Below are 23,695 nucleotides of genomic sequence, written 5' to 3'. Positions count from 1 at the left end.
CAACAAGTTGATTTATAGTTGTTATATCTTGACGTTTTGCTGTTCAGTTTTCAAGGTTCATATGGTGGAGCCTAGCGGGATCGAACCGCTGACCTCCTGCGTGCAAGGCAGGCGCTCTCCCAGCTGAGCTAAGGCCCCAGAAAATGGTCGGGAAGACAGGATTCGAACCTGCGACCCCTTGGTCCCAAACCAAGTGCTCTACCAAGCTGAGCTACTTCCCGAGTTTAATAGTTATTATAAGTTGGCGCGCCCGACAGGAGTCGAACCCATAACCTTCTGATCCGTAGTCAGACGCTCTATCCAATTGAGCTACGGGCGCACTTAAAACATTATTATCTAATTGGTGCCGAGGACCGGAATCGAACCGGTACGGTAGAAACCTACCGCAGGATTTTAAGTCCTGTGCGTCTGCCAGTTCCGCCACCCCGGCTTAATCAATGGAGCGGAAGACGGGATTCGAACCCGCGACCTCCACCTTGGCAAGGTGATATTCTACCACTGAACTACTTCCGCATATAAAGTGCGGGTGAAGGGAGTCGAACCCCCACGCCCGAAGGCACTAGATCCTAAGTCTAGCGTGTCTGCCAGTTCCACCACACCCGCAAATATTCATGAAATAAGGTCATAAAATGGTGAGCCATACAGGATTCGAACCTGTGACCCTCTGATTAAAAGTCAGATGCTCTACCGACTGAGCTAATGGCTCGAAAGATGGTGCCGGAGAAAGGACTTGAACCCTCAACCTACTGATTACAAGTCAGTTGCTCTACCAGTTGAGCTACTCCGGCATTCATAAAATGGTGGAGGATGACGGGATCGAACCGCCGACCCCCTGCTTGTAAGGCAGGTGCTCTCCCAGCTGAGCTAATCCTCCATATTAAAGTTCATATTTATGTTTATGAAGTGAATTTCACAAGACTGGCAACGTCCTACTCTTGCAGGGGCTAACCCCAACTACCATCGGCGCTGAAGAGCTTAACTTCCGTGTTCGGTATGGGAACGGGTGTGACCTCTTCGCTATCGCCACCAGACTTGGTTGTCCATTAGTTAAGGACACTATTCATTATAACAGCATTTTAAAATAATGCAAGCACTATTTTTTATTGAGCTTGTTCACTCAAAACTGGATAAACAAAACATTGAATACAACAAACTGCAATGTATTTAAGGATAAGTCCTCAATCGATTAGTATCCGTCAGCTGCACATGTCGCCATGCTTCCACCTCGGACCTATCAACCTCATCATCTTTGAGGGATTTTACTTACTTGCGTAATGGGAAATCTCATCTTGAGGGGGGCTTCATGCTTAGATGCTTTCAGCATTTATCCCGTCCATACGTAGCTACCCAGCTATGCCTTTGGCAAGACAACTGGTACACCAGCGGTATGTCCATCCCGGTCCTCTCGTACTAAGGACAGCTCCTCTCAAATTTCCTGCGCCCGCGACGGATAGGGACCGAACTGTCTCACGACGTTCTGAACCCAGCTCGCGTACCGCTTTAATGGGCGAACAGCCCAACCCTTGGGACCGACTACAGCCCCAGGATGCGATGAGCCGACATCGAGGTGCCAAACCTCCCCGTCGATGTGAACTCTTGGGAGAGATAAGCCTGTTATCCCCGGGGTAGCTTTTATCCGTTGAGCGATGGCCCTTCCATGCGGAACCACCGGATCACTAAGCCCGTCTTTCGACCCTGCTCGACTTGTAGGTCTCGCAGTCAAGCTCCCTTATGCCTTTGCACTCTACGAATGATGTCCAACCATTCTGAGGGAACCTTTGGGCGCCTCCGTTACTCTTTAGGAGGCGACCGCCCCAGTCAAACTGCCCGCCTGACACTGTCTCCTACCCCGCTAAGGGGCATGGGTTAGAATTCCAATACAGTCAGGGTAGTATCCCACCGATGCCTCCACCGAAGCTGGCGCTCCGGTTTCAAAGGCTCCTACCTATCCTGTACAGACTGCATCAGAATTCAATATCAGGTTGCAGTAAAGCTCCACGGGGTCTTTCCGTCCTGTCGCGGGTAACCTGCATCTTCACAGGTACTATAATTTCACCGAGTCTCTCGTTGAGACAGTGCCCAGATCGTTACGCCTTTCGTGCGGGTCGGAACTTACCCGACAAGGAATTTCGCTACCTTAGGACCGTTATAGTTACGGCCGCCGTTTACTGGGGCTTCGGTTCAAAGCTTCGCTTGCGCTAACCTCTCCCCTTAACCTTCCAGCACCGGGCAGGCGTCAGCCCCTATACGTCACCTTACGGTTTTGCAGAGACCTGTGTTTTTGCTAAACAGTCGCCTGGGCCTATTCACTGCGGCTCTCTCGGGCTTTAACACCCTATCAGAGCACCCCTTCTCCCGAAGTTACGGGGTCATTTTGCCGAGTTCCTTAACGAGAGTTCTCTCGATCACCTTAGGATTCTCTCCTCGCCTACCTGTGTCGGTTTGCGGTACGGGCACCTCCCGCCTCGTTAGAGGCTTTTCTTGGCAGCGTGAAATCAGGGACTCCGGGGAAAATTCCCCTTGCTATCACAGCTCAATGTTATAGAAACGGGATTTGCCTCGTTTCACACCTTACTGCTTAGACGCACATTACCAACCGTGCGCTCACCCTATCCTACTGCGTCCCCCCATTACTCAAACGGCGGGGAGGTGGTACAGGAATATCAACCTGTTGTCCATCGTCTACGCCTTTCGGCCTCGACTTAGGTCCCGACTAACCCTGAGCGGACGAGCCTTCCTCAGGAAACCTTAGGCATTCGGTGGAAGGGATTCTCACCCTTCTTTCGCTACTCATACCGGCATTCTCACTTCTAGGCGCTCCACTAGTCCTTACAGTCTAGCTTCGACGCCCCTAGAACGCTCTCCTACCACTGACACCAAAGGTGTCAATCCACAGTTTCGGTGATTCGTTTAGCCCCGGTACATTTTCGGCGCAGCGCCACTCGACCAGTGAGCTATTACGCACTCTTTAAATGGTGGCTGCTTCTAAGCCAACATCCTGGTTGTCTGGGCAACGCCACATCCTTTTCCACTTAACGAATACTTGGGGACCTTAACTGGTGGTCTGGGTTGTTTCCCTCTCGACTACGAATCTTATCACCCGCAGTCTGACTCCCAAACAAAAATCATCGGCATTCGGAGTTTGTCTGAATTCGGTAACCCGGGATGGGCCCCTAGTCCAAACAGTGCTCTACCTCCGAGATTCTAACGTTTGAGGCTAGCCCTAAAGCTATTTCGGAGAGAACCAGCTATCTCCAGGTTCGATTGGAATTTCACCGCTACCCACACCTCATCCCCGCATTTTTCAACATACGTGGGTTCGGGCCTCCAGTAAGTGTTACCTTACCTTCACCCTGGACATGGGTAGATCACCTGGTTTCGGGTCTACGACTACATACTAAAACGCCCTATTCAGACTCGCTTTCGCTGCGGCTCCGCATTCTCTGCTTAACCTTGCATGTAATCAGTAACTCGCCGGTTCATTCTACAAAAGGCACGCCATCACTCAGCTTGTTTCCGAAGAAACAGCATCGAGCTCTGACTACTTGTAGGCACACGGTTTCAGGATCTATTTCACTCCCCTTCCGGGGTGCTTTTCACCTTTCCCTCACGGTACTGGTTCACTATCGGTCACTAGGAAGTATTTAGCCTTGGGAGATGGTCCTCCCGGATTCCAACGGAATTTCACGTGTTCCGTCGTACTCAGGATCCACTCTGGAGAGAATACACTTTTGATTACGGGGCTATTACCCACTATGGCAGACCTTTCCAGGTCGCTTCATCTAATGCATTCCTTTGTAACTCCGTATAGAGTGTCCTACAACCCCAGGAAGCAAGCTTCCTGGTTTGGGCTGTTCCCGTTTCGCTCGCCGCTACTCAGGGAATCGATTTTCTTTCTCTTCCTCCGGGTACTTAGATGTTTCAGTTCTCCGGGTGTGCCTCATATACGCTATGTATTCACGTATATGTACTGTTCCATTACGAACAGTGGGTTTCCCCATTCGGAAATCTCTGGATCAAAGCTTACTTACAGCTCCCCAGAGCATATCGGTGTTAGTGCCGTCCTTCATAGGCTCCTAGTGCCAAGGCATCCGCCGTGCGCCCTTTCTAACTTAACCTTAAAACCAACGTTGTATAGCGATATACAACAATTGATTCATACATTACTACATTTGTGTTTATTTCAATGTCGTTTTATCCAGTTTTCAAAGAACAAGTAATGAAAGTTCAAATGAATGAACCCTCAAAACTGAACGCAAAACGTCAAGTTGAAGAGAACTTTCTCTTCATTCCGTTAAATATCCTTAGAAAGGAGGTGATCCAGCCGCACCTTCCGATACGGCTACCTTGTTACGACTTCACCCCAATCATCTGTCCCACCTTCGGCGGCTGGCTCCCAAAAGGGTTACCCCACCGACTTCGGGTGTTACAAACTCTCGTGGTGTGACGGGCGGTGTGTACAAGACCCGGGAACGTATTCACCGTGGCATGCTGATCCACGATTACTAGCGATTCCTGCTTCATGCAGGCGAGTTGCAGCCTGCAATCCGAACTGGGAACGGTTTTATGGGATTAGCTCCCCCTCGCGGGTTGGCAACCCTCTGTACCGTCCATTGTAGCACGTGTGTAGCCCAGGTCATAAGGGGCATGATGATTTGACGTCATCCCCACCTTCCTCCGGTTTGTCACCGGCAGTCACCTTAGAGTGCCCAACTGAATGCTGGCAACTAAGGTCAAGGGTTGCGCTCGTTACGGGACTTAACCCAACATCTCACGACACGAGCTGACGACAACCATGCACCACCTGTCACCGCTGTCCCCGAAGGGAAAGGTATATCTCTATACCGGTCAGCGGGATGTCAAGACCTGGTAAGGTTCTTCGCGTAGCTTCGAATTAAACCACATGCTCCACCGCTTGTGCGGGTCCCCGTCAATTCCTTTGAGTTTCAGCCTTGCGGCCGTACTCCCCAGGCGGAGTGCTTAATGCGTTTGCTCCAGCACTAAGGGGCGGAAACCCCCTAACACTTAGCACTCATCGTTTACGGCATGGACTACCAGGGTATCTAATCCTGTTTGCTCCCCATGCTTTCGCGCCTCAGCGTCAGTTACAGACCAGAAAGCCGCCTTCGCCACTGGTGTTCCTCCACATCTCTACGCATTTCACCGCTACACGTGGAATTCCGCTTTCCTCTTCTGTACTCAAGCCTTCCAGTTTCCAATGACCTTCCACGGTTAAGCCGTGGGCTTTCACATCAGACTTAAAAGGCCGCCTGCGCGCGCTTTACGCCCAATAATTCCGGACAACGCTTGCCACCTACGTATTACCGCGGCTGCTGGCACGTAGTTAGCCGTGGCTTTCTAATGAGGTACCGTCAAGGTACAGGCAGTTACTCCTGTACTTGTTCTTCCCTCACAACAGAGCTTTACGATCCGAAAACCTTCTTCGCTCACGCGGCGTTGCTCCATCAGACTTTCGTCCATTGTGGAAGATTCCCTACTGCTGCCTCCCGTAGGAGTCTGGGCCGTGTCTCAGTCCCAGTGTGGCCGATCACCCTCTCAGGTCGGCTACGCATCGTCGCCTTGGTAAGCCGTTACCTCACCAACTAGCTAATGCGCCGCGGGCCCATCCTGCAGTGACAGCATAGCCGTCTTTCAGAGTTCCTTCATGCGAAGGAACTGATTATTCGGTATTAGCCCCGGTTTCCCGGAGTTATCCCCAACTGCAGGGCAGGTTGCCCACGTGTTACTCACCCATCCGCCGCTAACAAAGGAAGAAACAAGTTTCTTCCTTGTTCGCTCGACTTGCATGTATTAGGCACGCCGCCAGCGTTCGTCCTGAGCCAGGATCAAACTCTCCATAATAGAGAAATTCGATTAGCTCGATTTCTTTGCTGGCATCATTAAGATGTCCAATTTTGAATCCGAAGATTCTTTTCCTACAAACCAACAAGTTGATTTGTAGTTGTTATATCTTGACGTTTTGCTGTTCAGTTTTCAAGGTTCACATTAAAGAAGAAATCTTTCATCGTTTCTTCCGGCTGCTTCTTTCGTTCTCCCGAAGCAACTCTTATATCATATCAAGTATCAAACTCGATGTCAACAACTTTTTAAAATTTCTTTTTAGTTGTTTTTGTTATTTGTGTTGCTCGAATTGGCAACGTTAATAACTATACCACCTACCATTTTAGAATGCAACCCTTTTTCTAAAAAAGTTTCACATTCTATCGTTAGACGATAATAACCGCTACTACCAGCCTCTTTTGATTAAACAAATCCCCTTAGTTACCTAAACATTTCATCTTCCTGGAATGATCAAGTCGATATAAACGGGATATCTCTTCTTCTTTTCCGGTAACGAAATGACTTCGTTCATTACACTACTCTACTTTTAATAGACATCTTATAGTAGTGACATGATTACTATAGAAGGTGTTAATTAAATAACGTTTTCCCTAATCGTGATCTACCTATTTATTTATATCTATTATTGTTATTTCACAAACCTTAACATTCCCGTAAAAAAATCGCCCTTATAATGAAGGAAAGTTACTGATTGTCCACGCCATTTATTTGTATCCATAAAAAAGCCTTGTGAACCAACATTAATTCGATTCACAAGGTTTCTATATATGTTATTCTTTAGGGCGCATCTGAGGGAACAATAGAATATCACGAATAGATGGAGCATTCGTTAGTAACATGACAAGACGATCGATACCGATTCCAAGTCCTCCTGTTGGTGGTAGTCCATATTCTAACGCTTCAATGAAATCTTCATCCATATCATGCGCTTCGTCATTACCTTGTTCTTTCTCAACAAGTTGCGCTTCGAAACGTTCACGTTGGTCAATTGGGTCGTTTAATTCTGTAAATGCGTTTGCATGTTCACGACGAACAATGAACAATTCGAAACGATCGGTAAATCTTTCATCTTTCGGATTCTTCTTCGCAAGTGGAGATATTTCAACTGGATGACCGTATATAAATGTTGGTTGCACTAGCTCTTCTTCAACTTTTTGTTCGAAGAATTCATTGATGACATGTCCTACTTCCATCATTTCAGCGACTTCAACATTATGTTCTTTCGCTAATGCATGTGCTTCTTCTTTCGTCATCTCTTTCCAGAAGTCAACGCCAGTATATTCTTTTACCGCATCTACCATATGCAGTCGTTTCCAACCAGGGGCTAAATCAATGACATCGTCACCATATGTTACTTGAGTTGTGCCAAGAACATCCTGTGCGATATGTGCCACCATATTCTCCGTTAGCGCCATAATATCCTCGTAATCCGCATACGCTTCATATAATTCGATCATTGTAAACTCAGGGTTGTGGCGCGTAGAGATTCCTTCATTACGGAAAACACGACCAATTTCATATACCTTTTCTAATCCGCCTACAATAAGACGTTTTAAATGTAACTCAATTGCGATGCGCATATAAAGCGTCATGTCCAAAGCATTATGGTGCGTGACAAATGGACGCGCTGTTGCTCCGCCAGCAATCGCATGCAGCATCGGTGTTTCAACTTCAAGGAATCCCTGGTCATCTAGATAACGACGCATAGATTGGATAATTTTACTGCGTAAAATAAACGTTTCCTTACTACCTTCAGTAGAAATTAAGTCTAGGTAACGTTGACGGTAACGCTGTTCGATATCTTGTAAGCCATGGAACTTCTCCGGCAAAGGACGAAGCGCTTTTGTTAAGAACGTAAACTCCTCTACTTTAATAGATAATTCGCCAACTTTTGTTTTGAATACCGTCCCGCTCACGCCTACGATATCGCCAAGGTCCGTTGTTTTATATAATGCATAAGCCTCTTCACCAATTGCATCTTGTCTTACGTAAATTTGAATTTGGCCACCCAAATCTTGAATATGCGCAAAACCAGCTTTTCCTTGCCCTCGTTTTGTCATAAGACGGCCTGCAATCGTTACCTTGTAAGACGCTTCTTCAAGCTCCTCTTTTGTAAGTTCTTCATACTCATTTCGAACGGCATCAGACAAATGCGTCCGCTTAAATTTTGAACCAAATGGATCGAGACCACTTTCTCTAATATCCGTCATCTTCTGGCGTCTCACCAGAAGTTGGTCGTTTAATTCGTCAAGATGAGACATTTCATACACTCCTCCAGTTAAGTCTATTCGTATATTCTAACTGCATTACACAGAATTTCCTAATTTAAATCGACTGTATCTATTGTACACAAAGAAAAGAGCTATCACAATTCGCGACAGCCCAACATTCAAAATCAACGCGCGTGAACGTTTACTGCCCTACGTTCACGCTTCATCACTTCTTCAGCAAAGCAATAAAACAGACCTCTTAATTCGACTTCTGTTTTAATTGTACCATTGACTTTCATTTTAAGGTCGTAAATTCATTGCCAAATCCGTACGCCCTTATCATGCATCGCTGCCATTTCTGAAAATCGTTTTCCACTGACAGGATCCACCATATCAGGTGCAATTTCAAGAAGCGGAATAAGAACAAAAGCGCGTTCACCCATACGTGGATGTGGCACAATTAAGTTCTCCGTTTCAATATTGTCTTGATTAAAGAGTAAAATGTCAAGGTCTACAGTTCGAGGTCCCCAACGAATTGTGCGTTCTCGCCCAAGCTCTAGCTCGATTTGCTGGCAAGCAATAAGCAATTCATGTGCGGAAAACTCAGTTTTAACGGAAACAACAACGTTTAAAAAATTAGCCTGGTCTGTATAACCAACCGGCTCAGTTTCATATATAGAAGAAACCTTCTCGACCGATACCTTGTCCAGTTCATCTAACGCTTGTATGGCACTTCGTAAATAAATATGACGTTCTCCGATATTCGAGCCGATTGAAATGAACGCTTCAGTCACGCAAAATGCCCCCTAGTAATGTCAATTGCTACAGAATCATAATGCCCTGCAATTGGCGGATCCGGTTTAATTAACTGTACACGAACGCCTGAGACTTTATCGGCATAGTTAAACAATATGCGATCCGCGATATTTTCCGCAACCGTTTCAATTAATTGAAACGGAGGGCCTTCCACGATTCCTTTACATAATTCATACACTTCCGCGTAATTCACTGTTTTCGACAAATCATCCGTCTTGCCTGCTTCCTTAAGGTTTGTAGCAAGTGAAACAGTGACACGGAACCTTTGCCCAAGCTTTGTTTCTTCTCGCAAAACCCCGTGATACCCATAAAAAGCCATCTCATTTAAATGAATATAATCCATTTGTTGATCCCCCTACCCGCTGAACTTTGCTTTTCCTACCAATACATCCATCATTTTTGCCGCACGGGCGATTTCTTTCACATCATGAACACGCATAATATGACAGCCTTTTTCAATTCCATAACAAACCGTTGCACTTGTACCTGCCAAACGTTCTTCTACCGGCAAATTCAGCACATTTCCAATAAGTGATTTACGAGACGTCCCAAGTAACACCGGGTAACCCATTCTTGAAATCACTTGTAAACTTTGCATCGCGATAATGTTTTGAGCCGTGTCCTTAGCAAAACCAACACCCGGATCTAACCAAATATTTTCCTGCCGTACACCTGCGGCTAAAGCAATATCGATACTCTCCTGTAAATCTTTTTGCATTTCTTCAGGCAAAGTAGTTTCATATTCAGCAACTTCCCGGTTATGCATTAATATAATCGGAACGCCGTACTTAGCTGCAATTTCAGCAATTTTCGGTTCTCGCTTTGCACCCCAAATATCATTAATTATATGCGCACCTGCTTGAACTGCCGCCTCAGCAACTTCAGCTTTATATGTATCAATCGAAACAATGCAATCGAATTCACGTGTAATTGCTTCAACTACTAGAACCGTTCTTTCAAGTTCTTCTTCCAATGAAACCGGCGCATGACCTGGACGCGTCGATTCACCACCAATATCGATAATTTTCGCGCCATCACGAAGCATTTCTTCTGCATGTTTTAAGGCCATATCGATATGCCCATATTTCCCTCCGTCTGAAAACGAATCCGGCGTGACATTTAATATACCCATTATGATCGTTTCATGTCGAAAGTCTATTTCTTGATTCCCAAGTCGATAAATATCTTTTGCAAACGCTAATTCCATTCTTTAAAACCCTCTCTCTCTTCTATTGCTTTGTGATAATGCGCAATCAATCTTCTATAATAAGGACCCTCAGCACCAGGCATTTTCACTTCTGCAATGCTATGTAACGGAACCAGTTCTTGAATTGCATTCGTCACAAACAATTCATCAGCCGCTTCTACATCTTCCTTCAAATAAAAACCTTCGTGAACAGGTACCCCAATACTTTCTGCTATACGCATCACGAACTTCCTCGTTGTGCCAGGCAAAATGCCAGTTTCTATACTCGGAGTATACAACTCACCATCTTTCACCCAAAACACATTAGACGTAACGCCTTCCGCAACAAAGCCAGCTTTCGTAAGAAATAATCCTTCGTACTCCTTTAAAGAAGGTAACTCTAAACGTCCGCCAATATTGTTTAAAAAATGATGGGATTTATGACGTACAGAACTTTCTGGTTCATTGCGCGGTGTAGTTAACCAAACACCTTCTTTCGAAGCCTCTTGCTTTACATTCGGCAACTCTTTTCGAAAAACAATCACATTCGGCTTCGTATAAGCGTTTGGGGCAAGCCCGATATCATGGACACCAGCAGAAACATTTAACCGAAAATAACCATCTCGACCGTCTGCTGCTTCATCCAATTTACGAATCACCGTTAATATCTCATCATCTTCGTAAGGCATCGCAATTCGATAATCTGCCAGCGCCTGTTTTAAGCGATTCATATGTTCTGTAAATAAAAACACATGTCCTTCATATGTTCGAAACGTCTCAAAAAAACCTGCCCCATACAAAAAACCATGATCAAAAGGGGATATGCTCAACTCATCAGCAGGCATATAAGCACCATTCATCCAACATAACACGAACGCCACTTCCTCTACATTACCTTTTATTCAATTCCGCAGTTGCTTTTGCTTGCCAAAGCGCCCGCCCTTTCGCAAGGGATTCAATATATTCATTTTTCGGAACGGAATCAGCAACCAACCCTGCTCCCGCTTGAATATGAACAACTTCATCTTGAATAAACGCCGTTCGAATCACGACATTTAATTCAAAATCACCATTAAAACCGAACCAGCCGATTGAACCTGTATACAAACCTCTCTTTTCCGGTTCAAGTTCTTCAATAATCTCCATCGTACGAACTTTTGGCGCACCTGTAATCGTACCGCCAGGAAAAACTGCTTTCACAATATCCGCATTTGTTTGACCTTCCGCTACAATACCTCTTACATTCGAGACGAGGTGCATAACATGCGAATAGCGTTCTACAACCATAAATTCATTTGTTTCTACAGTTTCTGGTTCACAAACACGAGAAAAATCTTCTTTTTCCAATTCCACCAGCATGATATGTTCGGCTTTTTCTTTTTCATCCGATAACAAATCATTCTCATTCTTCAAATCCTCTGCTTCCGACGCGCCTCTTCGTCTCGTTCCACCAATTGGACGAGTTGCAAGCTGGTCTCCTCGTTTTTTTACTAATAATTCAGGTGAACTCGAAGCAACTGAAAACTTTTCAGCTCCAATAAAGGCCATATACGGCGACGGATTCACTTGTCGCAATGCCTCGTAATAGGTCAACGGCATTACATGGAGTGGTTTTGATTGTCGAACAGATAAATTCACTTGAACCACATCCCCTTTTTCAATATACGCCTGTACAGCTTCTACCATTTCCTCGAATTCCGGCCCAGTAACTGACACTTGCAAGTCGTCTGTCGGCACTTCTTCCTGTGATTTAAATACATTGTGTTCCGCTACTTCAGCAGCATCCAGCCATTTTTTAGCCACTGTCTTCGTATCGATCGCACTTTCAGGAAGCGCCATGAAATAAGCTTTTTCTTTTTGGATGTCGAGCACCGCCCATTCATCAAATAAATAAAAATACAAATCAGGCGTCTCGGCGAACTGCTTTGTTAAGTTCGGTAAACTTTCATAACGGCGCACGTAATCATAGCTAATAAATCCAATAACCCCACCTTGAAAAACAGGTAACTCTGGTATCGCTTCAATCTTGTAAGACTGAACGAGTTTCGTTAGGTTCTCTAATGGATCACCTTTTAAGACCTCTTCTTTTCCGTCACGCCAAACGACTTGTAAAAGTTCTCCGTCTAGCGCTTCTATTTTTGCAAGTGGATTTACACCAGCGATAGAAAACTTTCCATCACGCCCACTTTCCAATAAGATGTGTTCTTGCTCATTTTGAGCGAGTTGCTGATATGCATCAAAAAATTGTTCTTTTGACATTTCTTTAGCCGTATAGGCCGGTACTTGTTGCTTTTTCATGTATGTCCTCCCGGTACCGATAGTACTTTCATTTTACCGTACAACAGACCTTTTATGCACGACAAAAGTTGAGGGAATTACAAATAAACAAAAATGCGAGGACACTTTATTTTAGAAATCAAAAAAAGAAGGCATTATCGCCTTCTCTTGAATGTATTATTATTCTTCTTCAAATGCATATAACGGTGTACTTAAATAACGTTCTCCGTTGGATGGAAGAACAGCTACCACTTTCTTCCCTTTTCCAAGTTCTTTCGCAACTTGAAGCGCTGCATAAATGGCAGCCCCTGAAGATACACCACCAAGAATCCCTTCTTCACGTGCTGCACGTCTAGCTGTTTCATAAGCGTCTTCTCCTGAAACTTGAATGAGCTCATCATAAATATCCGTATCTAAAACTTTCGGTACGAAACCAGCCCCGATTCCTTGAATTTTATGTGGCCCTGGTTGCTGACCAGATAAAACAGCAGATTCTTCCGGCTCTACTGCAACAATCCTCACATCTGGAAAACGCTCTTTTAGAACTAAACCTGCTCCCGTAATTGTCCCACCAGTTCCGATTCCTGAAACGAATGCATCAACCCTATCTAGCGCATCTGCAATTTCAGGTCCCGTCGTTAAACGATGGACTTCCGGGTTTGCTCCATTGTTAAATTGTTGCGGCATAAACCATCCATTTTCTTTCGAAAGTTCTTCCGCCTTAGTAATGGCACCTTTCATTCCCTCTACTCCAGGCGTTAACACTAAGTCCGCACCATAAGCACGAAGCAAATTTCGGCGTTCTAAACTCATTGTATCTGGCATCACAAGAACTGCTTTATAGCCTTTCGCAGCAGCGATCATCGCAAGTCCAATCCCTGTGTTTCCGCTCGTCGGTTCGATAATGGTACTATCTTTTTGTAGCTCCCCCGACTTTTCCGCCGCTTCAATCATTGCAAGCGCAATACGATCTTTTACACTTGAACCAGGGTTAAAATATTCCAACTTTAAATAAATATCCGCGTCATTTTCACCATTTAATCGATTTACTTTCACAAGAGGAGTCTTACCAACCAAATCCGCTATTGTATTCCCAACGATTGTCATGTGCCTCTCTCCTAATCCCTACTATTTTGGTATGCTTTAATGTATTAATCTTACTATTAAAACGTGCCGGTTGTCAATCTTTTATATGGTTTTTGTAACAATATTTATATCAATAACACTCTTAAAACACGTTAAAATGACTCAAGCTTAGCCTCCACTTATTTCCCAGAAAATAATTACACAAAATAAAAAACACCTTAAACGAAACGAATCGTTTAAAGTGTTTTTTGTCATTACTCGTCATAAAACCACTTTGCATCAAAGTCTTTCCAAAAAGTTTCCGGACTCACCGTTTGCGGCAACTGCGCTAATGCAAGTTCACGTTTAATATGTTCTTTTACTTCTTTCAACTTGAAGTTTCGACCTTTCAATTTATCACTCACATAGATAACCGCATATGTGCCATCTTTTAACGCCACGGGTTCACTTATTGTATCTTCCATTAACTTGGACGCGGCTTGAACGATAGAGGCGTCAACAAAATCCGTCGATTCATTAATATATCCTATATCTCCACCAAGATTCGCCGAGGCCATGTCGATAGATCGTTCTTTCGCCAAAACCGAAAAACTTGAACCTTCCTTCAACTCTCTCAATGTTTGGTTTGCCTCATCTATTGTCTTTACTATGATAATTGAGGTTCGATTGGCATCTTTAGTGTTATATAACGCTGCATTCTGTTCATAGTTTTCCTGAATCGCCTTATCTTCAATTACAATATCTTTCGTTAACACCTTTGTTAATATAAGATTTGACCGGATTTTTTCACGCTCTTTGTCCGTATCCAAACCTGTGTAAGCCTGATTATCGCTTGCGTGAATAAGCGCCAGCTCCAGGTCAATTTCTTTCTCGGATACTACAATTCCATATTCTTTCGCCGCTTCCTCCATTACTTTATCGTTTATTAACTCTCGTAACGTTTCGCGTCCAATTTCCCCTTCCATAGCGGCCATCCATTCTTCGCGTGTAATTGCATTATCATTGACAGATGCAACTTCTTCGTTACTTTTTTTAGACCCTGAAGGAATAAGCCAAGCAATAAACCATAGAAGGTTGCAGACGAAAAGAATGCCAATGATGATTAGCAACGGCTTCGTTTTCAGTCTGCGTTGTTGAGGTAGAGTCGGTTCACTCTTTCGATTGTGTCCGTATCTCATCTAAGAAACCTTCCAGCTCTTCTTTTGGATAAACGTATGTCTCCAAACAGAAATGGCAATTCGCCTCGGCTTGTCCTTCATGTTCAATCATCTCGTTAATTTCTTTTTCTCCAAGACCAATAATTGCATTGCCAAAACGTTCTCTTGAACAGTTACATGAAAATTGAACGTCCATTTTATCTAGAACTTGCACTTGTTCAGCACCAAGCACTTCATTTAAAATTTCTTCCGGTGTCAAACCGTTATCTACCATTTTTGAGATTGGTTCCATATTAGCAATTTGCTTTTCTAACGTGCTAATTGTTTCTTCAGTAGCCCCCGGCATCACTTGAATAATAAAGCCGCCAGCCGCTTTTACAGTATTATCTGGATTCACAAGAACACCCAGTGCAACCGCAGAAGGAACTTGCTCCGAAACAGCAAAGTACTCTGTAAAGTCTTCAGCGATTTCGCCTGAAACAAGTGGCACTTGTCCCGTAAAGAAATCTTTCATATTTAAATCTTTAACAACCGTTAACATACCGTCTGTTCCTACAACACCACGTACATCTAATTTACCAACTTCATTTAAATCAACATGTGTTTGCGGGTTGGTTACGTAACCACGAACTTCACCGTGTCCATTGGCATCTACGATCATTGCACCAATTGGACCGTTCCCTTCAATTTTCACCGTTAACTTATCGTCACCCTTGGACATAGCACCCATCATCACAGCCGCAGTCATCGTTCTTCCAAGCGCAGCTGTTGCAGTTGGCCATGTAGCGTGACGTCGTTGTGCTTCCGCAATCGTTTCCGTTGACCGAACAGCATATGCACGGATTTCCCCGTTATAAGCAATCGCTTTTACTAAATAATCTTCCATAGTATATTTCTTCTCCTTTATTTGTTTCTCTTGTAAATCAGATGAAGTCCTTTCAGTGTTAGGAAATTATCAACGACATCAATTGCATTGGACTCACTTGCAATTAAATCTGCCATACCACCTGTTGCAATTACTTTAGGCTCTTCCTTACTCTGTGCTTTTAGACGCGCAACAATCCCTTCAACTTGACCAACATAACCGAAGACGATTCCCGATTGCATTGCTGTCACCGTATTTTTACCAACAACATTGTCAGGTCGCGTTAATTCGATTCGCGGTAACTTCGATGCACGGTCAAATAACGCCTCCATTGAAATGCCAATCCCTGGTGCAATTGCACCGCCCATATAACCACCATTTTCATTAACATAACAATAGGTAGTTGCCGTTCCAAAGTCTACAATGATTAGCGGGCTTCCGTATTCTTCAATTGCTGCAACCGCGTTCACAATTCTGTCCGCTCCAACTTCACGTGGATTTTCATACTGAATATTGAGCCCCGTTTTAATGCCTGGCCCAACGACTACCGGTTTTATATTAAAGTACTTCTGACACATTTGCTCAAGCGGAAACATTACCGGTGGGACAACGGATGAGATAATAATTCCATGAATATCCTCAAAACGTAGACCGACATGTGTAAACAACGATTTTACCTGCATTGCATATTCATCTTCCGTTTTATGTCTATACGTTTCCATACGCCAATGATATTTAAGTTCATTTCCCTCATAAACACCGAGGACAATATTCGTATTCCCTGTATCCATCACTAGTATCATATTCGATTCCTCGCTAACTTCGACATTTTCCCATATCATACCACACTTATGGAACGAAAAAGAACCGACTGCTTCAAAAAAGGAAACAGTCAGTTCTCTGGTCAATCACGCCCTCGTGTGATTGCGTTTGTTTGAATTGTGCAAGCAGATTACAATTCAAATTTTTATCATTTGTTGAATTAAATTAATCTCTACGCTCTTCCTGAATAGGGTTAGATGGCTTATCACCATCGAACTCTTTTGGTAGGTCACCAATGGACGGATCATTTGGTGCACCTGTTGAATCGGGCATAGTTTCTTTCTGATCAACTTCGGTAGACGAATCAATCACTTTCCCGTTTCCACCATTATTATCATAAGAACGTTCAGGTAATGTACCGTGATCTTTCAAATGATTAATTTGCTCCGCATCGAGCGTTTCAACTTCAAGTAATGTTGTTGCAATCAAGTCTAAAAGATCTCTTTTTTCCGTCAGAATTTCTTTTGTTCGGTCATACTGCTCTTTAATAATACGTTGCATTTCTTGGTCAATTTCATACGCTATAGACTCTGAATAGTTTTGTTCAGAACTAAAATCACGGCCAAGGAAAACTTCACCTTGAGACTGACCAAATTGCAATGGACCAAGTTTCTCACTCATTCCATATTCAGTTACCATTGAACGTGCAATTCCTGTTGCGCGTTGGAAGTCATTATGTGCACCTGTCGAAACTTCACCAAGTGCAATTTCTTCCGCAACACGTCCACCCAGTAAACCAGCAATCTTATCTAGAAGCTCCGGCTTCGTCATGAAGTAACGGTCTTCTTTCGGAAGCATAACCGCATAACCGCCGGCTTGCCCACGCGGAACAATCGTTACTTTATGGACGATGTCTGCTTCGTCAAGTGTAAGGCCGATAACTACGTGTCCCGCCTCATGGAAGGCAACGATATTTCGTTCCTTTTCTGATATGACCCGACTCGTTTTAGCTGGCCCCGCGATCACACGGTCTGTCGCCTCATCGATATCGGCCATATCAATCTTCACTTTATTTCGTCTTGCCGCAACTAACGCAGCCTCGTTTAATAAGTTTTCAAGGTCTGCACCTGAGAACCCAGGCGTACGTTGTGCAAGCGCTTTTAAGTTCACTGAATCATCTAACGGTTTGTTTCTCGCATGTACTTTTAATACTGCCTCTCTACCTCTTACATCTGGGCGACCAACAGTGATTTGACGGTCAAAACGTCCCGGACGTAAAAGTGCAGGGTCTAAAATATCTGGTCGGTTCGTAGCAGCTACGATAATAATGCCTTCGTTTTCACCAAAACCATCCATTTCAACAAGAAGTTGGTTAAGTGTTTGCTCACGCTCATCGTGTCCGCCACCAAGTCCTGCGCCACGTTGACGACCAACTGCGTCAATCTCGTCAATGAAAATAATACAAGGTGAATTCTTCTTCGCATTTTCAAAAAGGTCACGTACACGTGATGCCCCGACACCTACGAACATTTCAACAAAATCAGAACCTGAAATTGAGAAAAACGGTACACCCGCCTCACCTGCAACTGCACGTGCTAACAACGTCTTACCTGTTCCAGGAGGTCCTACGAGCAAAATCCCTTTAGGAATACGAGCACCGACTTCTATAAATTTACGTGGGTCTTTCAAAAAGTCAACGACCTCAACGAGTTCTTGTTTCTCTTCGTCTGCTCCCGCGACATCTTTAAAGCCAACCTTCTTCTTATCGTCCGTGTGGAGTTTCGCTTTACTCTTTCCGAAATTCATCACACGACCGCCGCCCCCGCCTTGCGCTTGGTTAAGCAAGAAGAAGAACAAGATAAATATAATGATGAAAGGGACAAGTCCAGTAAAGAACGATACCCATGCGCTTGTTTCTGGCGCTTTTAAAAACTCAACTTTAGTATTAGTCGACGAGGCAATATTACGAATATCTCCTAATAACGCTTCATCATTTTGTGGAATATTAGTGAGGAACTCTTCTCCCTCTTCATACCCCTTCATTTCACCTCTTACTACATAGACGAGCTGATCAGGCTGGAAGGTCGCATTCGTAACTTCTCCCTTTTCCAACGCAATAATAAACTCATTGTAAGTAAGTGGCTTCGTTTTTGGATTTGCACTGTTCAGCGAACCAAATATCCCCATAATTGCTAGGAAGATTAGTCCGTATAATAGAAAGTATCGAAGTATCCGATTCATCCCAAAGCCTCCCCATTTCAATCAATTACGCCTCTTTGTTATTGTTTCCTAAATTCGAATGTAGCTATCATACTGCATGCCCATTCAAAATTTGCGGAATCTGCCGGAGGCTTTACAATAATTCAGCAGTGTTCATTCAAGCCTTTTGCTGAATAAAAAACTAAGTTGCATTCAATATACAATTCCTTAAAATCATTACCTTCTTTTATAAGAAGTTAAACAGAAAACTATTGTAAATCTTATCATAGGTCTGATTCAATCTACAACGAAAATGCCTTATATTCATAACGTTTTTTATAAATAGATAGGGTTGCTAGAGCTCTTTTAAAAAGAATAAATCTCTTTCTTCAACACACCGATGTAAGGTAAATTTCTATACTTCTCTGCATAGTCTAGTCCATAACCTACTACGAATGCATCTGGAACATTAAAACCAATGTAGTCTGCTTCCAAATCCACTTTCCTGCCACTCGGCTTATCAAGAAGCGTAACAATTTTAATAGAGTTTGCCTTTCTATATTTCATCAAGTCAACAAGATAACTTAACGTCTTACCGCTATCAATAATGTCCTCAAGGATTAAAATATCTCTACCTTCTACGCTTGTGTTTAAATCTTTTATGATTTTCACTTCACCAGAGGAAACTGTTGCATTTCCATAACTAGATACGTCCATAAAATCCAATTCAATATGCGCATCTATTTTCTTAATTAGATCACTCATAAAAGGAAGTGCTCCTTTTAGCACACCAATTGCAAGCGGAAATTTATCTTGGTATTCCTCTGTGAGGATTGCACCAAGCTCGTTTACTTTTTCTTGGATTTCTTCCTCAGATATTAAAACTTCTTCAATGTCATTCGCAAGCATCAAAATTCCTCCTAAATTAATTGTTCCCTACAACAAATATGTATTTGCTATCGGCAGTTTGCTGCTTTGTAAATTTATTTCCATACCTTAAACTCGGTACGGCGCATACTTCTTCCTGTTTCGTTACAATAACAGGTAATTGGTCACGTAAAGTCCGACTCACTTTTTCATCAATAAACAACCTCGATAACCGTTTCGCTTGTGTCATCCCTTGCAATAAGATTCGATCCCCCTCTTTTCTCGGGCGAACCGACAGGGGTAACGATTCCTCTGGCAAATCGAAAAAAGTGACTTCTTTCGCGCTTAAAAGTATATCGTTATTCACATCTGATATTTTCTCCCAATACAACCATAAGTAATCATCCCAGTAGACCTTTTCTCCTCTTAGCAAAGGAATTTGTTGCGGTTGTACGGCATGTTTGGATCTTAATGTAAATTTATCGTATTCACGGAGAAAATGGAAACCATATGGTAGATCAATGGATACATTCCCATCTTGCGAATGGAGATGTTCCAGAAGTTGACGAATGAGGTCAGATTTATAAAATAAAGCACTATTTTCCTGATGATAAAGATAATCTAATAGTAGAGGAATCACCCGTCTTTGTAAAGCAGTTGGTATGCTTTGAAATGTCTTTACATTCATTGAAGGGAAGCCATCATGAGTAAATTCCACATGCAGTTCCACTTGCTCTTTTGCTAATTGTTGTAACAACGCTTCATCTTCTTGAAGTTCGTCTGTTAAAGGGACAATATTTTTAACGACAGATTTATTTTCGCGCACCATATAGGGGACTATATAACGCCTAAAACGATTCCGCATATAATCATCACTTTGATTGCTCGGGTCTTCATGATATGGGACTTCACGTTCTTTCACATATTGATAAATTTCGGCTTTATCTACGGATAAGAACGGACGGATGAGCGTGCCTATTGTAAACCTTCTTTTAATCGGCATACCTAATGGACTACTTCCTTTTGTCACTTGCATAAGAACTGTTTCAAGCTGATCTTCCGCATGATGTCCAGTCGCAAGATATTCATAACGGTGTTTGCGCATAACTTCATCAAAAAATTCATATCTACCCTCACGACAAACTGTTTGGACATTTCCGCCTGTTCGCTTTAAGATAGCTGGTACCGGAACGTTGCCGCCGTAAAAAGGTATTCCAACACCCTCACAAAACTTTTCAACAAATTTACTTTCCGCAGCAGATTCTTCTCCCCGTAACATATGGTCCACGTGAGCGGCCCCTATATCGATCTGAAGCCATTTTCTATTTGTTGCAAAAAAATGAAGTAGCGCCATAGAGTCGACACCACCCGAGCAAGCAATAAGGATCCGACTACCTGGTTGAACTAACAAATGTTCTTGGATGAACTGATAAACTTTTTTGTCGAATCCTTGCATCGCTCTCCCAACTCCTTTTATTATGATTTAAATCAATCTTTGCCAATTACATTTCACTAATTTAATTTATATTATTTATGAAGAAAGCACTCTTGAGTAGGGTGTAAAACTCGACCACTCCGGAAGAACATGATCGATTTTCAACACTAAAACTGTTCGGTCGTCCTCCACAGACTGAAAACGACGTTCTAGTTCATTCACAATTCGTTCGGCAATCTCTTCACAGTTTTCTGAACCATATTTCTCTAGTATACCGTATAATGCTTTTTCTTGTAACTGTAACGAAACCTCACCATTGAAGATTCCGTCTGTCATCATGACAAGAATATCCCCTGATTTCAGTTGTTCACTTTTCGCCTCAATCGATGGTGAAGGTAAAAATCCGACAGGCACCGATTGACTATCTAATCTTAGGAAGTCTTCCCCACGTTTAATGTACGTACTCATTGACCCTGCTTTCCAGGACCATAATCGACCATCTTGCAAATCAATTAGGGCAAGATCTAGCGTGGCATACATATCGTCCAACCCATTTAGAGACATCATGTAATGTAACGTATGCATCGCTGTTTCTGGATTCATCTTTCGATTGAGACATTCTCTCATTAAACGTATGACTTTACGACTCTCATGATACGCATTAATATCTTGTCCCATACCATCGGATAAAAGAACCGCTGCCAATCCCTCATGAATATAAAACACTTCGTAAGCATCGCCTGCTTGAAAAGTTTGATAACCCGATGCCATCATGACGCCATAGTCAAACGAAAACCTTACAGTGGATTCCAATGTAACGCGAACATGTGAAAAAGGCTCTTGCTTCACAGCTGACTTTGTTACCTTGAAAGGCTCTTTGTAATATTGCTCAAGTATCGGTAAAATAAACCGTTCCGCCAGTGTTGTATCTGTTTCAAAATCGGATTTCTTTTCAGGAATACAACAAACAACCCGTCTGCTTCCTGGTTCTTCCGATAAAATATCAATTTGAAAATACTCTAGTCCTTGCTCTTCAAACTGTCTCGCAATCTCTTCCTCAGCAGGTTTGTAAACAGATAAATCTTCTTTTATATCATTCATCACTTTATCTAAATGAGTACTCATATCACGCAACTGTAAGGCTAACATCTTCCGACCATGTAAGAGTTGACCATTTAATAACCGTCCCGCTGCTTGCTCCTCTAATTCTTCTACTAGACCCGCATGACGAATACACTTATATTTCATTTTCTCTTCCACTCGACGTCTGGCTGATTTTTTAGTTAAGGAATACGTACTCTCCCACTCTCGTGTAAGCTGAATCATATCACTCTCTCCACTTTCCCAGCACTTTGAATACCGGAAACACGATTGGCATACAGTCGGAATTGACATCGTGAGTCCATCTTGCCCTCCTTGTTCAGTCCCTTTTCCACTGACCAGCGTCGACATGAAGTCCGCAAATTGTTGAAAATCTTGTAATTGCTCATCCAACCGTTCAGCGAGCCATTTTTGTCGCTTCCCCTCTACATCATCCTTCGAAGCAAACACCCGCTTGAGCGGCTCTACTTTCTTGGAAGGAATTAAGAAAAATAACAATGTACTAACCCCAATTGTTACAAAATGCGTAGAGTCTAACGGCAATGTCAAATCATATAAGAAGAAGAAAAGAGAGACAGACGCTGCGCCTACAGCAATCCCTAACTTTCCGAATTTACGAAAAGCACCTGCAAAAAAGCCAGTCATCCCGTAAACAGCCATCATGCCCGTAAATGACAACTCCGCCAATCCGATAATCGCAGCGACTATCATTGAAACAGTTGTAGCAAATGGTAACCCTCCTATGAGTGCTGCTAACAAAATAATTAAATGGATAAAAACACCCGCTACAGAGACATGCCCAATCATTAATCCTTGCATACCCGTTATCGCCATGACACCAATAATACACGCGGCCCCTAATCGTTCAGGCGTCCACTCCCCAAAGAAGATACGATCGGCAGAAGGAAATGCTAGAAACAGAAAAAACGTCATAAACAACGCCAAAATCACTTCAAACCCAATGAAAAACTGAACATCTAGTGGCAATTGACCAGCATGCATCAAAAGTTGCCATAAAAGTTGAACGAAAAGGACACATCCAGCAACTGTAAATTGAATCGATTTCCTAGCAAACGGATACCGAATAATCATATGGAAAAGACCAAGTTGTAATAAATGAATGACGGCTTGTCCAAACCCTAGAAATGCACTTCCCGCCATCCCTCCTATAAATACCCACACCAAATGCTTTCGAAAACGCGCACTCGCTAACGCCCAAACTGGTAAGAAAAATGGTACCGCTGCATCAAACAATACGGCTTGTGCCAAGAAAAATGAACCAACTAAAAAGAAGATTGTAATCACAATGTCCATTCTTTTCCTTCTAATCTCCTCAAAAAACGTTCGAATCGGTTGCATCATCGGTCTTTCCATATTACTCGTTAATTTCATTTTCCATACCCCCTATGTCAACGTACTGTTGAGTATACATAGAAAGTCGGAAAGAATTTGTCTGTTCGTGACAAGAAACTATTAAAACTTTTCGACGCATTCCGAACTATTTTTCTATTTGCCGAAGTATTGACTTTATTTCAATAGATATGTAGTATAGTAAATGTTGCTTCAACACGGCGGCGTAGCTCAGCTGGCTAGAGCGTCCGGTTCATACCCGTAAGGTCGGGGGTTCGACTCCCTCCGCCGCCATTAAAGAAAAGCTGAAACGGTCTGGGAGACTCGACAGGCATAAGACGAATTGGCGAAGCGGCGCTTTTTGTCGCATAGACAATTTGGCTTATGACCCGAGAGTCTGACCGTTGAAGCTAGACAGTTAGAAATGCTGAAAAGCCCGGGTAGCCCCGACAAGCACAAAGCGTTTTGCGAGGAGGCAGTTCTTCAGCCACCACAGCAAAACGAATTGTGACTCGAGGGGCT

14 protein-coding genes, 10 tRNA genes and 3 rRNA genes are annotated in these 23,695 nt (G+C 43.2%); 1 reads left to right on the top strand and 26 read right to left on the bottom strand.

Annotated elements, in window-relative coordinates:
• Positions 1-62 precede the first annotated feature (62 nt).
• The 26 genes from AB1H92_RS00570 to AB1H92_RS00445 all read right to left on the bottom strand — a co-directional run bounded on the left by AB1H92_RS00570 (position 63) and on the right by AB1H92_RS00445 (position 23,215).
• Positions 63-138: transfer RNA gene (locus AB1H92_RS00570), tRNA-Ala, on the bottom strand.
• Between the two features lie 6 nt (positions 139-144).
• Positions 145-221: transfer RNA gene (locus AB1H92_RS00565), tRNA-Pro, on the bottom strand.
• A 21-nt stretch (positions 222-242) separates the two neighbouring features.
• A tRNA-Arg gene (locus AB1H92_RS00560) sits at positions 243-319 on the bottom strand.
• A 22-nt stretch (positions 320-341) separates the two neighbouring features.
• Positions 342-430: transfer RNA gene (locus tag AB1H92_RS00555), tRNA-Leu, on the bottom strand.
• Between the two features lie 8 nt (positions 431-438).
• Positions 439-513 (bottom strand) — tRNA-Gly (locus AB1H92_RS00550).
• Between the two features lie 8 nt (positions 514-521).
• Positions 522-603 (bottom strand) — tRNA-Leu (locus tag AB1H92_RS00545).
• 27 nt (positions 604-630) lie between these two features.
• Positions 631-706: transfer RNA gene (locus AB1H92_RS00540), tRNA-Lys, on the bottom strand.
• Between the two features lie 6 nt (positions 707-712).
• Positions 713-788: transfer RNA gene (locus AB1H92_RS00535), tRNA-Thr, on the bottom strand.
• 10 nt (positions 789-798) lie between these two features.
• Positions 799-874, bottom strand: a tRNA-Val gene (locus tag AB1H92_RS00530).
• A gap of 42 nt (positions 875-916) precedes the next feature.
• A 5S ribosomal RNA gene (gene rrf / locus AB1H92_RS00525) occupies positions 917-1,031 on the bottom strand.
• Positions 1,032-1,166: 135 nt separating this feature from the next.
• Positions 1,167-4,118 (bottom strand): 23S ribosomal RNA (locus tag AB1H92_RS00520).
• A 190-nt stretch (positions 4,119-4,308) separates the two neighbouring features.
• A 16S ribosomal RNA gene (locus tag AB1H92_RS00515) occupies positions 4,309-5,862 on the bottom strand.
• Together the 16S, 23S and 5S rRNA genes with 9 tRNA genes alongside form the textbook arrangement of a ribosomal RNA operon.
• A gap of 770 nt (positions 5,863-6,632) precedes the next feature.
• Positions 6,633-8,123, bottom strand: coding sequence for a lysine--tRNA ligase (lysS, locus tag AB1H92_RS00510; RefSeq protein ID WP_115359680.1), 1,491 nt, complete (start codon positions 8,121-8,123; stop codon positions 6,633-6,635).
• 263 nt (positions 8,124-8,386) lie between these two features.
• A complete protein-coding gene (folK, locus tag AB1H92_RS00505) occupies positions 8,387-8,866 on the bottom strand; it encodes a 2-amino-4-hydroxy-6-hydroxymethyldihydropteridine diphosphokinase (protein ID WP_115359679.1) in 480 nt (159 codons plus the stop codon).
• Positions 8,863-9,231 (bottom strand): dihydroneopterin aldolase, encoded by a 369-nt coding sequence (gene folB / locus AB1H92_RS00500; protein ID WP_115359678.1) that lies wholly within the window; start codon positions 9,229-9,231, stop codon positions 8,863-8,865. Before folB ends, folK begins: the two co-directional genes overlap by 4 nt.
• Before the next feature lie 12 nt (positions 9,232-9,243).
• Entirely contained in the window at positions 9,244-10,095 is an 852-nt protein-coding gene (gene folP, locus AB1H92_RS00495; RefSeq protein ID WP_115359677.1) for a dihydropteroate synthase, read from the bottom strand.
• Entirely contained in the window at positions 10,086-10,946 is an 861-nt protein-coding gene (pabC, locus tag AB1H92_RS00490; RefSeq protein ID WP_115359676.1) for an aminodeoxychorismate lyase, read from the bottom strand. The genes folP and pabC overlap by 10 nt, the downstream gene beginning before the upstream one ends.
• A gap of 19 nt (positions 10,947-10,965) precedes the next feature.
• Complete coding sequence (locus AB1H92_RS00485; RefSeq protein WP_243835625.1) at positions 10,966-12,372, bottom strand: anthranilate synthase component I family protein; 1,407 nt, start codon at positions 12,370-12,372, stop codon at positions 10,966-10,968.
• A 159-nt stretch (positions 12,373-12,531) separates the two neighbouring features.
• Complete coding sequence (gene cysK / locus AB1H92_RS00480; RefSeq protein WP_115359675.1) at positions 12,532-13,458, bottom strand: cysteine synthase A; 927 nt, start codon at positions 13,456-13,458, stop codon at positions 12,532-12,534.
• A gap of 233 nt (positions 13,459-13,691) precedes the next feature.
• The gene (locus tag AB1H92_RS00475) at positions 13,692-14,615 is read right to left on the bottom strand and encodes a peptidyl-prolyl cis-trans isomerase (RefSeq protein WP_115359674.1); all 924 of its coding nucleotides are present in this window, start codon (positions 14,613-14,615) and stop codon (positions 13,692-13,694) included.
• On the bottom strand, positions 14,587-15,480 hold the full coding sequence (gene hslO, locus AB1H92_RS00470; RefSeq protein ID WP_115359673.1) for an Hsp33 family molecular chaperone HslO: 894 nt from the start codon (positions 15,478-15,480) through the stop codon (positions 14,587-14,589). The genes AB1H92_RS00475 and hslO overlap by 29 nt, the downstream gene beginning before the upstream one ends.
• A gap of 17 nt (positions 15,481-15,497) precedes the next feature.
• A complete protein-coding gene (locus tag AB1H92_RS00465) occupies positions 15,498-16,262 on the bottom strand; it encodes a type III pantothenate kinase (protein WP_115363974.1) in 765 nt (254 codons plus the stop codon).
• Positions 16,263-16,446: 184 nt separating this feature from the next.
• A complete protein-coding gene (gene ftsH / locus AB1H92_RS00460; RefSeq protein ID WP_115359672.1) occupies positions 16,447-18,462 on the bottom strand; it encodes an ATP-dependent zinc metalloprotease FtsH in 2,016 nt (671 codons plus the stop codon).
• A gap of 324 nt (positions 18,463-18,786) precedes the next feature.
• A complete protein-coding gene (gene hpt, locus AB1H92_RS00455) occupies positions 18,787-19,329 on the bottom strand; it encodes a hypoxanthine phosphoribosyltransferase (protein WP_115359671.1) in 543 nt (180 codons plus the stop codon).
• A 16-nt stretch (positions 19,330-19,345) separates the two neighbouring features.
• A complete protein-coding gene (gene tilS, locus AB1H92_RS00450; RefSeq protein ID WP_115359670.1) occupies positions 19,346-20,743 on the bottom strand; it encodes a tRNA lysidine(34) synthetase TilS in 1,398 nt (465 codons plus the stop codon).
• A gap of 75 nt (positions 20,744-20,818) precedes the next feature.
• Complete coding sequence (locus AB1H92_RS00445; RefSeq protein WP_115359669.1) at positions 20,819-23,215, bottom strand: SpoIIE family protein phosphatase; 2,397 nt, start codon at positions 23,213-23,215, stop codon at positions 20,819-20,821.
• Between the two features lie 178 nt (positions 23,216-23,393).
• Here AB1H92_RS00445 and AB1H92_RS00440 point away from each other — a divergent pair.
• Positions 23,394-23,467, top strand: a tRNA-Met gene (locus tag AB1H92_RS00440).
• The last annotated feature ends 228 nt before the right edge of the window (positions 23,468-23,695 follow it).

This window comes from Sporosarcina pasteurii, assembly GCF_041295575.1.
Taxonomy (GTDB): Bacteria; Bacillota; Bacilli; order Bacillales_A; family Planococcaceae; genus Sporosarcina; species Sporosarcina pasteurii.
The sequence above is the reverse complement of the archived record's forward strand: the minus strand, read 5'-3'. Positions and strand labels throughout refer to the sequence as shown.

What these genes read in the sequence shown, in the direction of transcription:
- lysS (WP_115359680.1), bottom strand. Translation starts at nt 8,123, where the DNA reads ATGTCTCATCTTGACGAATTAAACGACCAACTTCTGGTGAGACGCCAG.
- folB (WP_115359678.1), bottom strand. Translation starts at nt 9,231, where the DNA reads ATGGATTATATTCATTTAAATGAGATGGCTTTTTATGGGTATCACGGG.
- folP (WP_115359677.1), bottom strand. Translation starts at nt 10,095, where the DNA reads ATGGAATTAGCGTTTGCAAAAGATATTTATCGACTTGGGAATCAAGAA.
- AB1H92_RS00485 (WP_243835625.1), bottom strand. Translation starts at nt 12,372, where the DNA reads ATGAAAAAGCAACAAGTACCGGCCTATACGGCTAAAGAAATGTCAAAA.
- cysK (WP_115359675.1), bottom strand. Translation starts at nt 13,458, where the DNA reads ATGACAATCGTTGGGAATACAATAGCGGATTTGGTTGGTAAGACTCCT.
- AB1H92_RS00475 (WP_115359674.1), bottom strand. Translation starts at nt 14,615, where the DNA reads ATGAGATACGGACACAATCGAAAGAGTGAACCGACTCTACCTCAACAA.
- hslO (WP_115359673.1), bottom strand. Translation starts at nt 15,480, where the DNA reads ATGGAAGATTATTTAGTAAAAGCGATTGCTTATAACGGGGAAATCCGT.
- AB1H92_RS00465 (WP_115363974.1), bottom strand. Translation starts at nt 16,262, where the DNA reads ATGATACTAGTGATGGATACAGGGAATACGAATATTGTCCTCGGTGTT.
- ftsH (WP_115359672.1), bottom strand. Translation starts at nt 18,462, where the DNA reads ATGAATCGGATACTTCGATACTTTCTATTATACGGACTAATCTTCCTA.
- hpt (WP_115359671.1), bottom strand. Translation starts at nt 19,329, where the DNA reads ATGCTTGCGAATGACATTGAAGAAGTTTTAATATCTGAGGAAGAAATC.
- tilS (WP_115359670.1), bottom strand. Translation starts at nt 20,743, where the DNA reads ATGCAAGGATTCGACAAAAAAGTTTATCAGTTCATCCAAGAACATTTG.
- AB1H92_RS00445 (WP_115359669.1), bottom strand. Translation starts at nt 23,215, where the DNA reads ATGAAATTAACGAGTAATATGGAAAGACCGATGATGCAACCGATTCGA.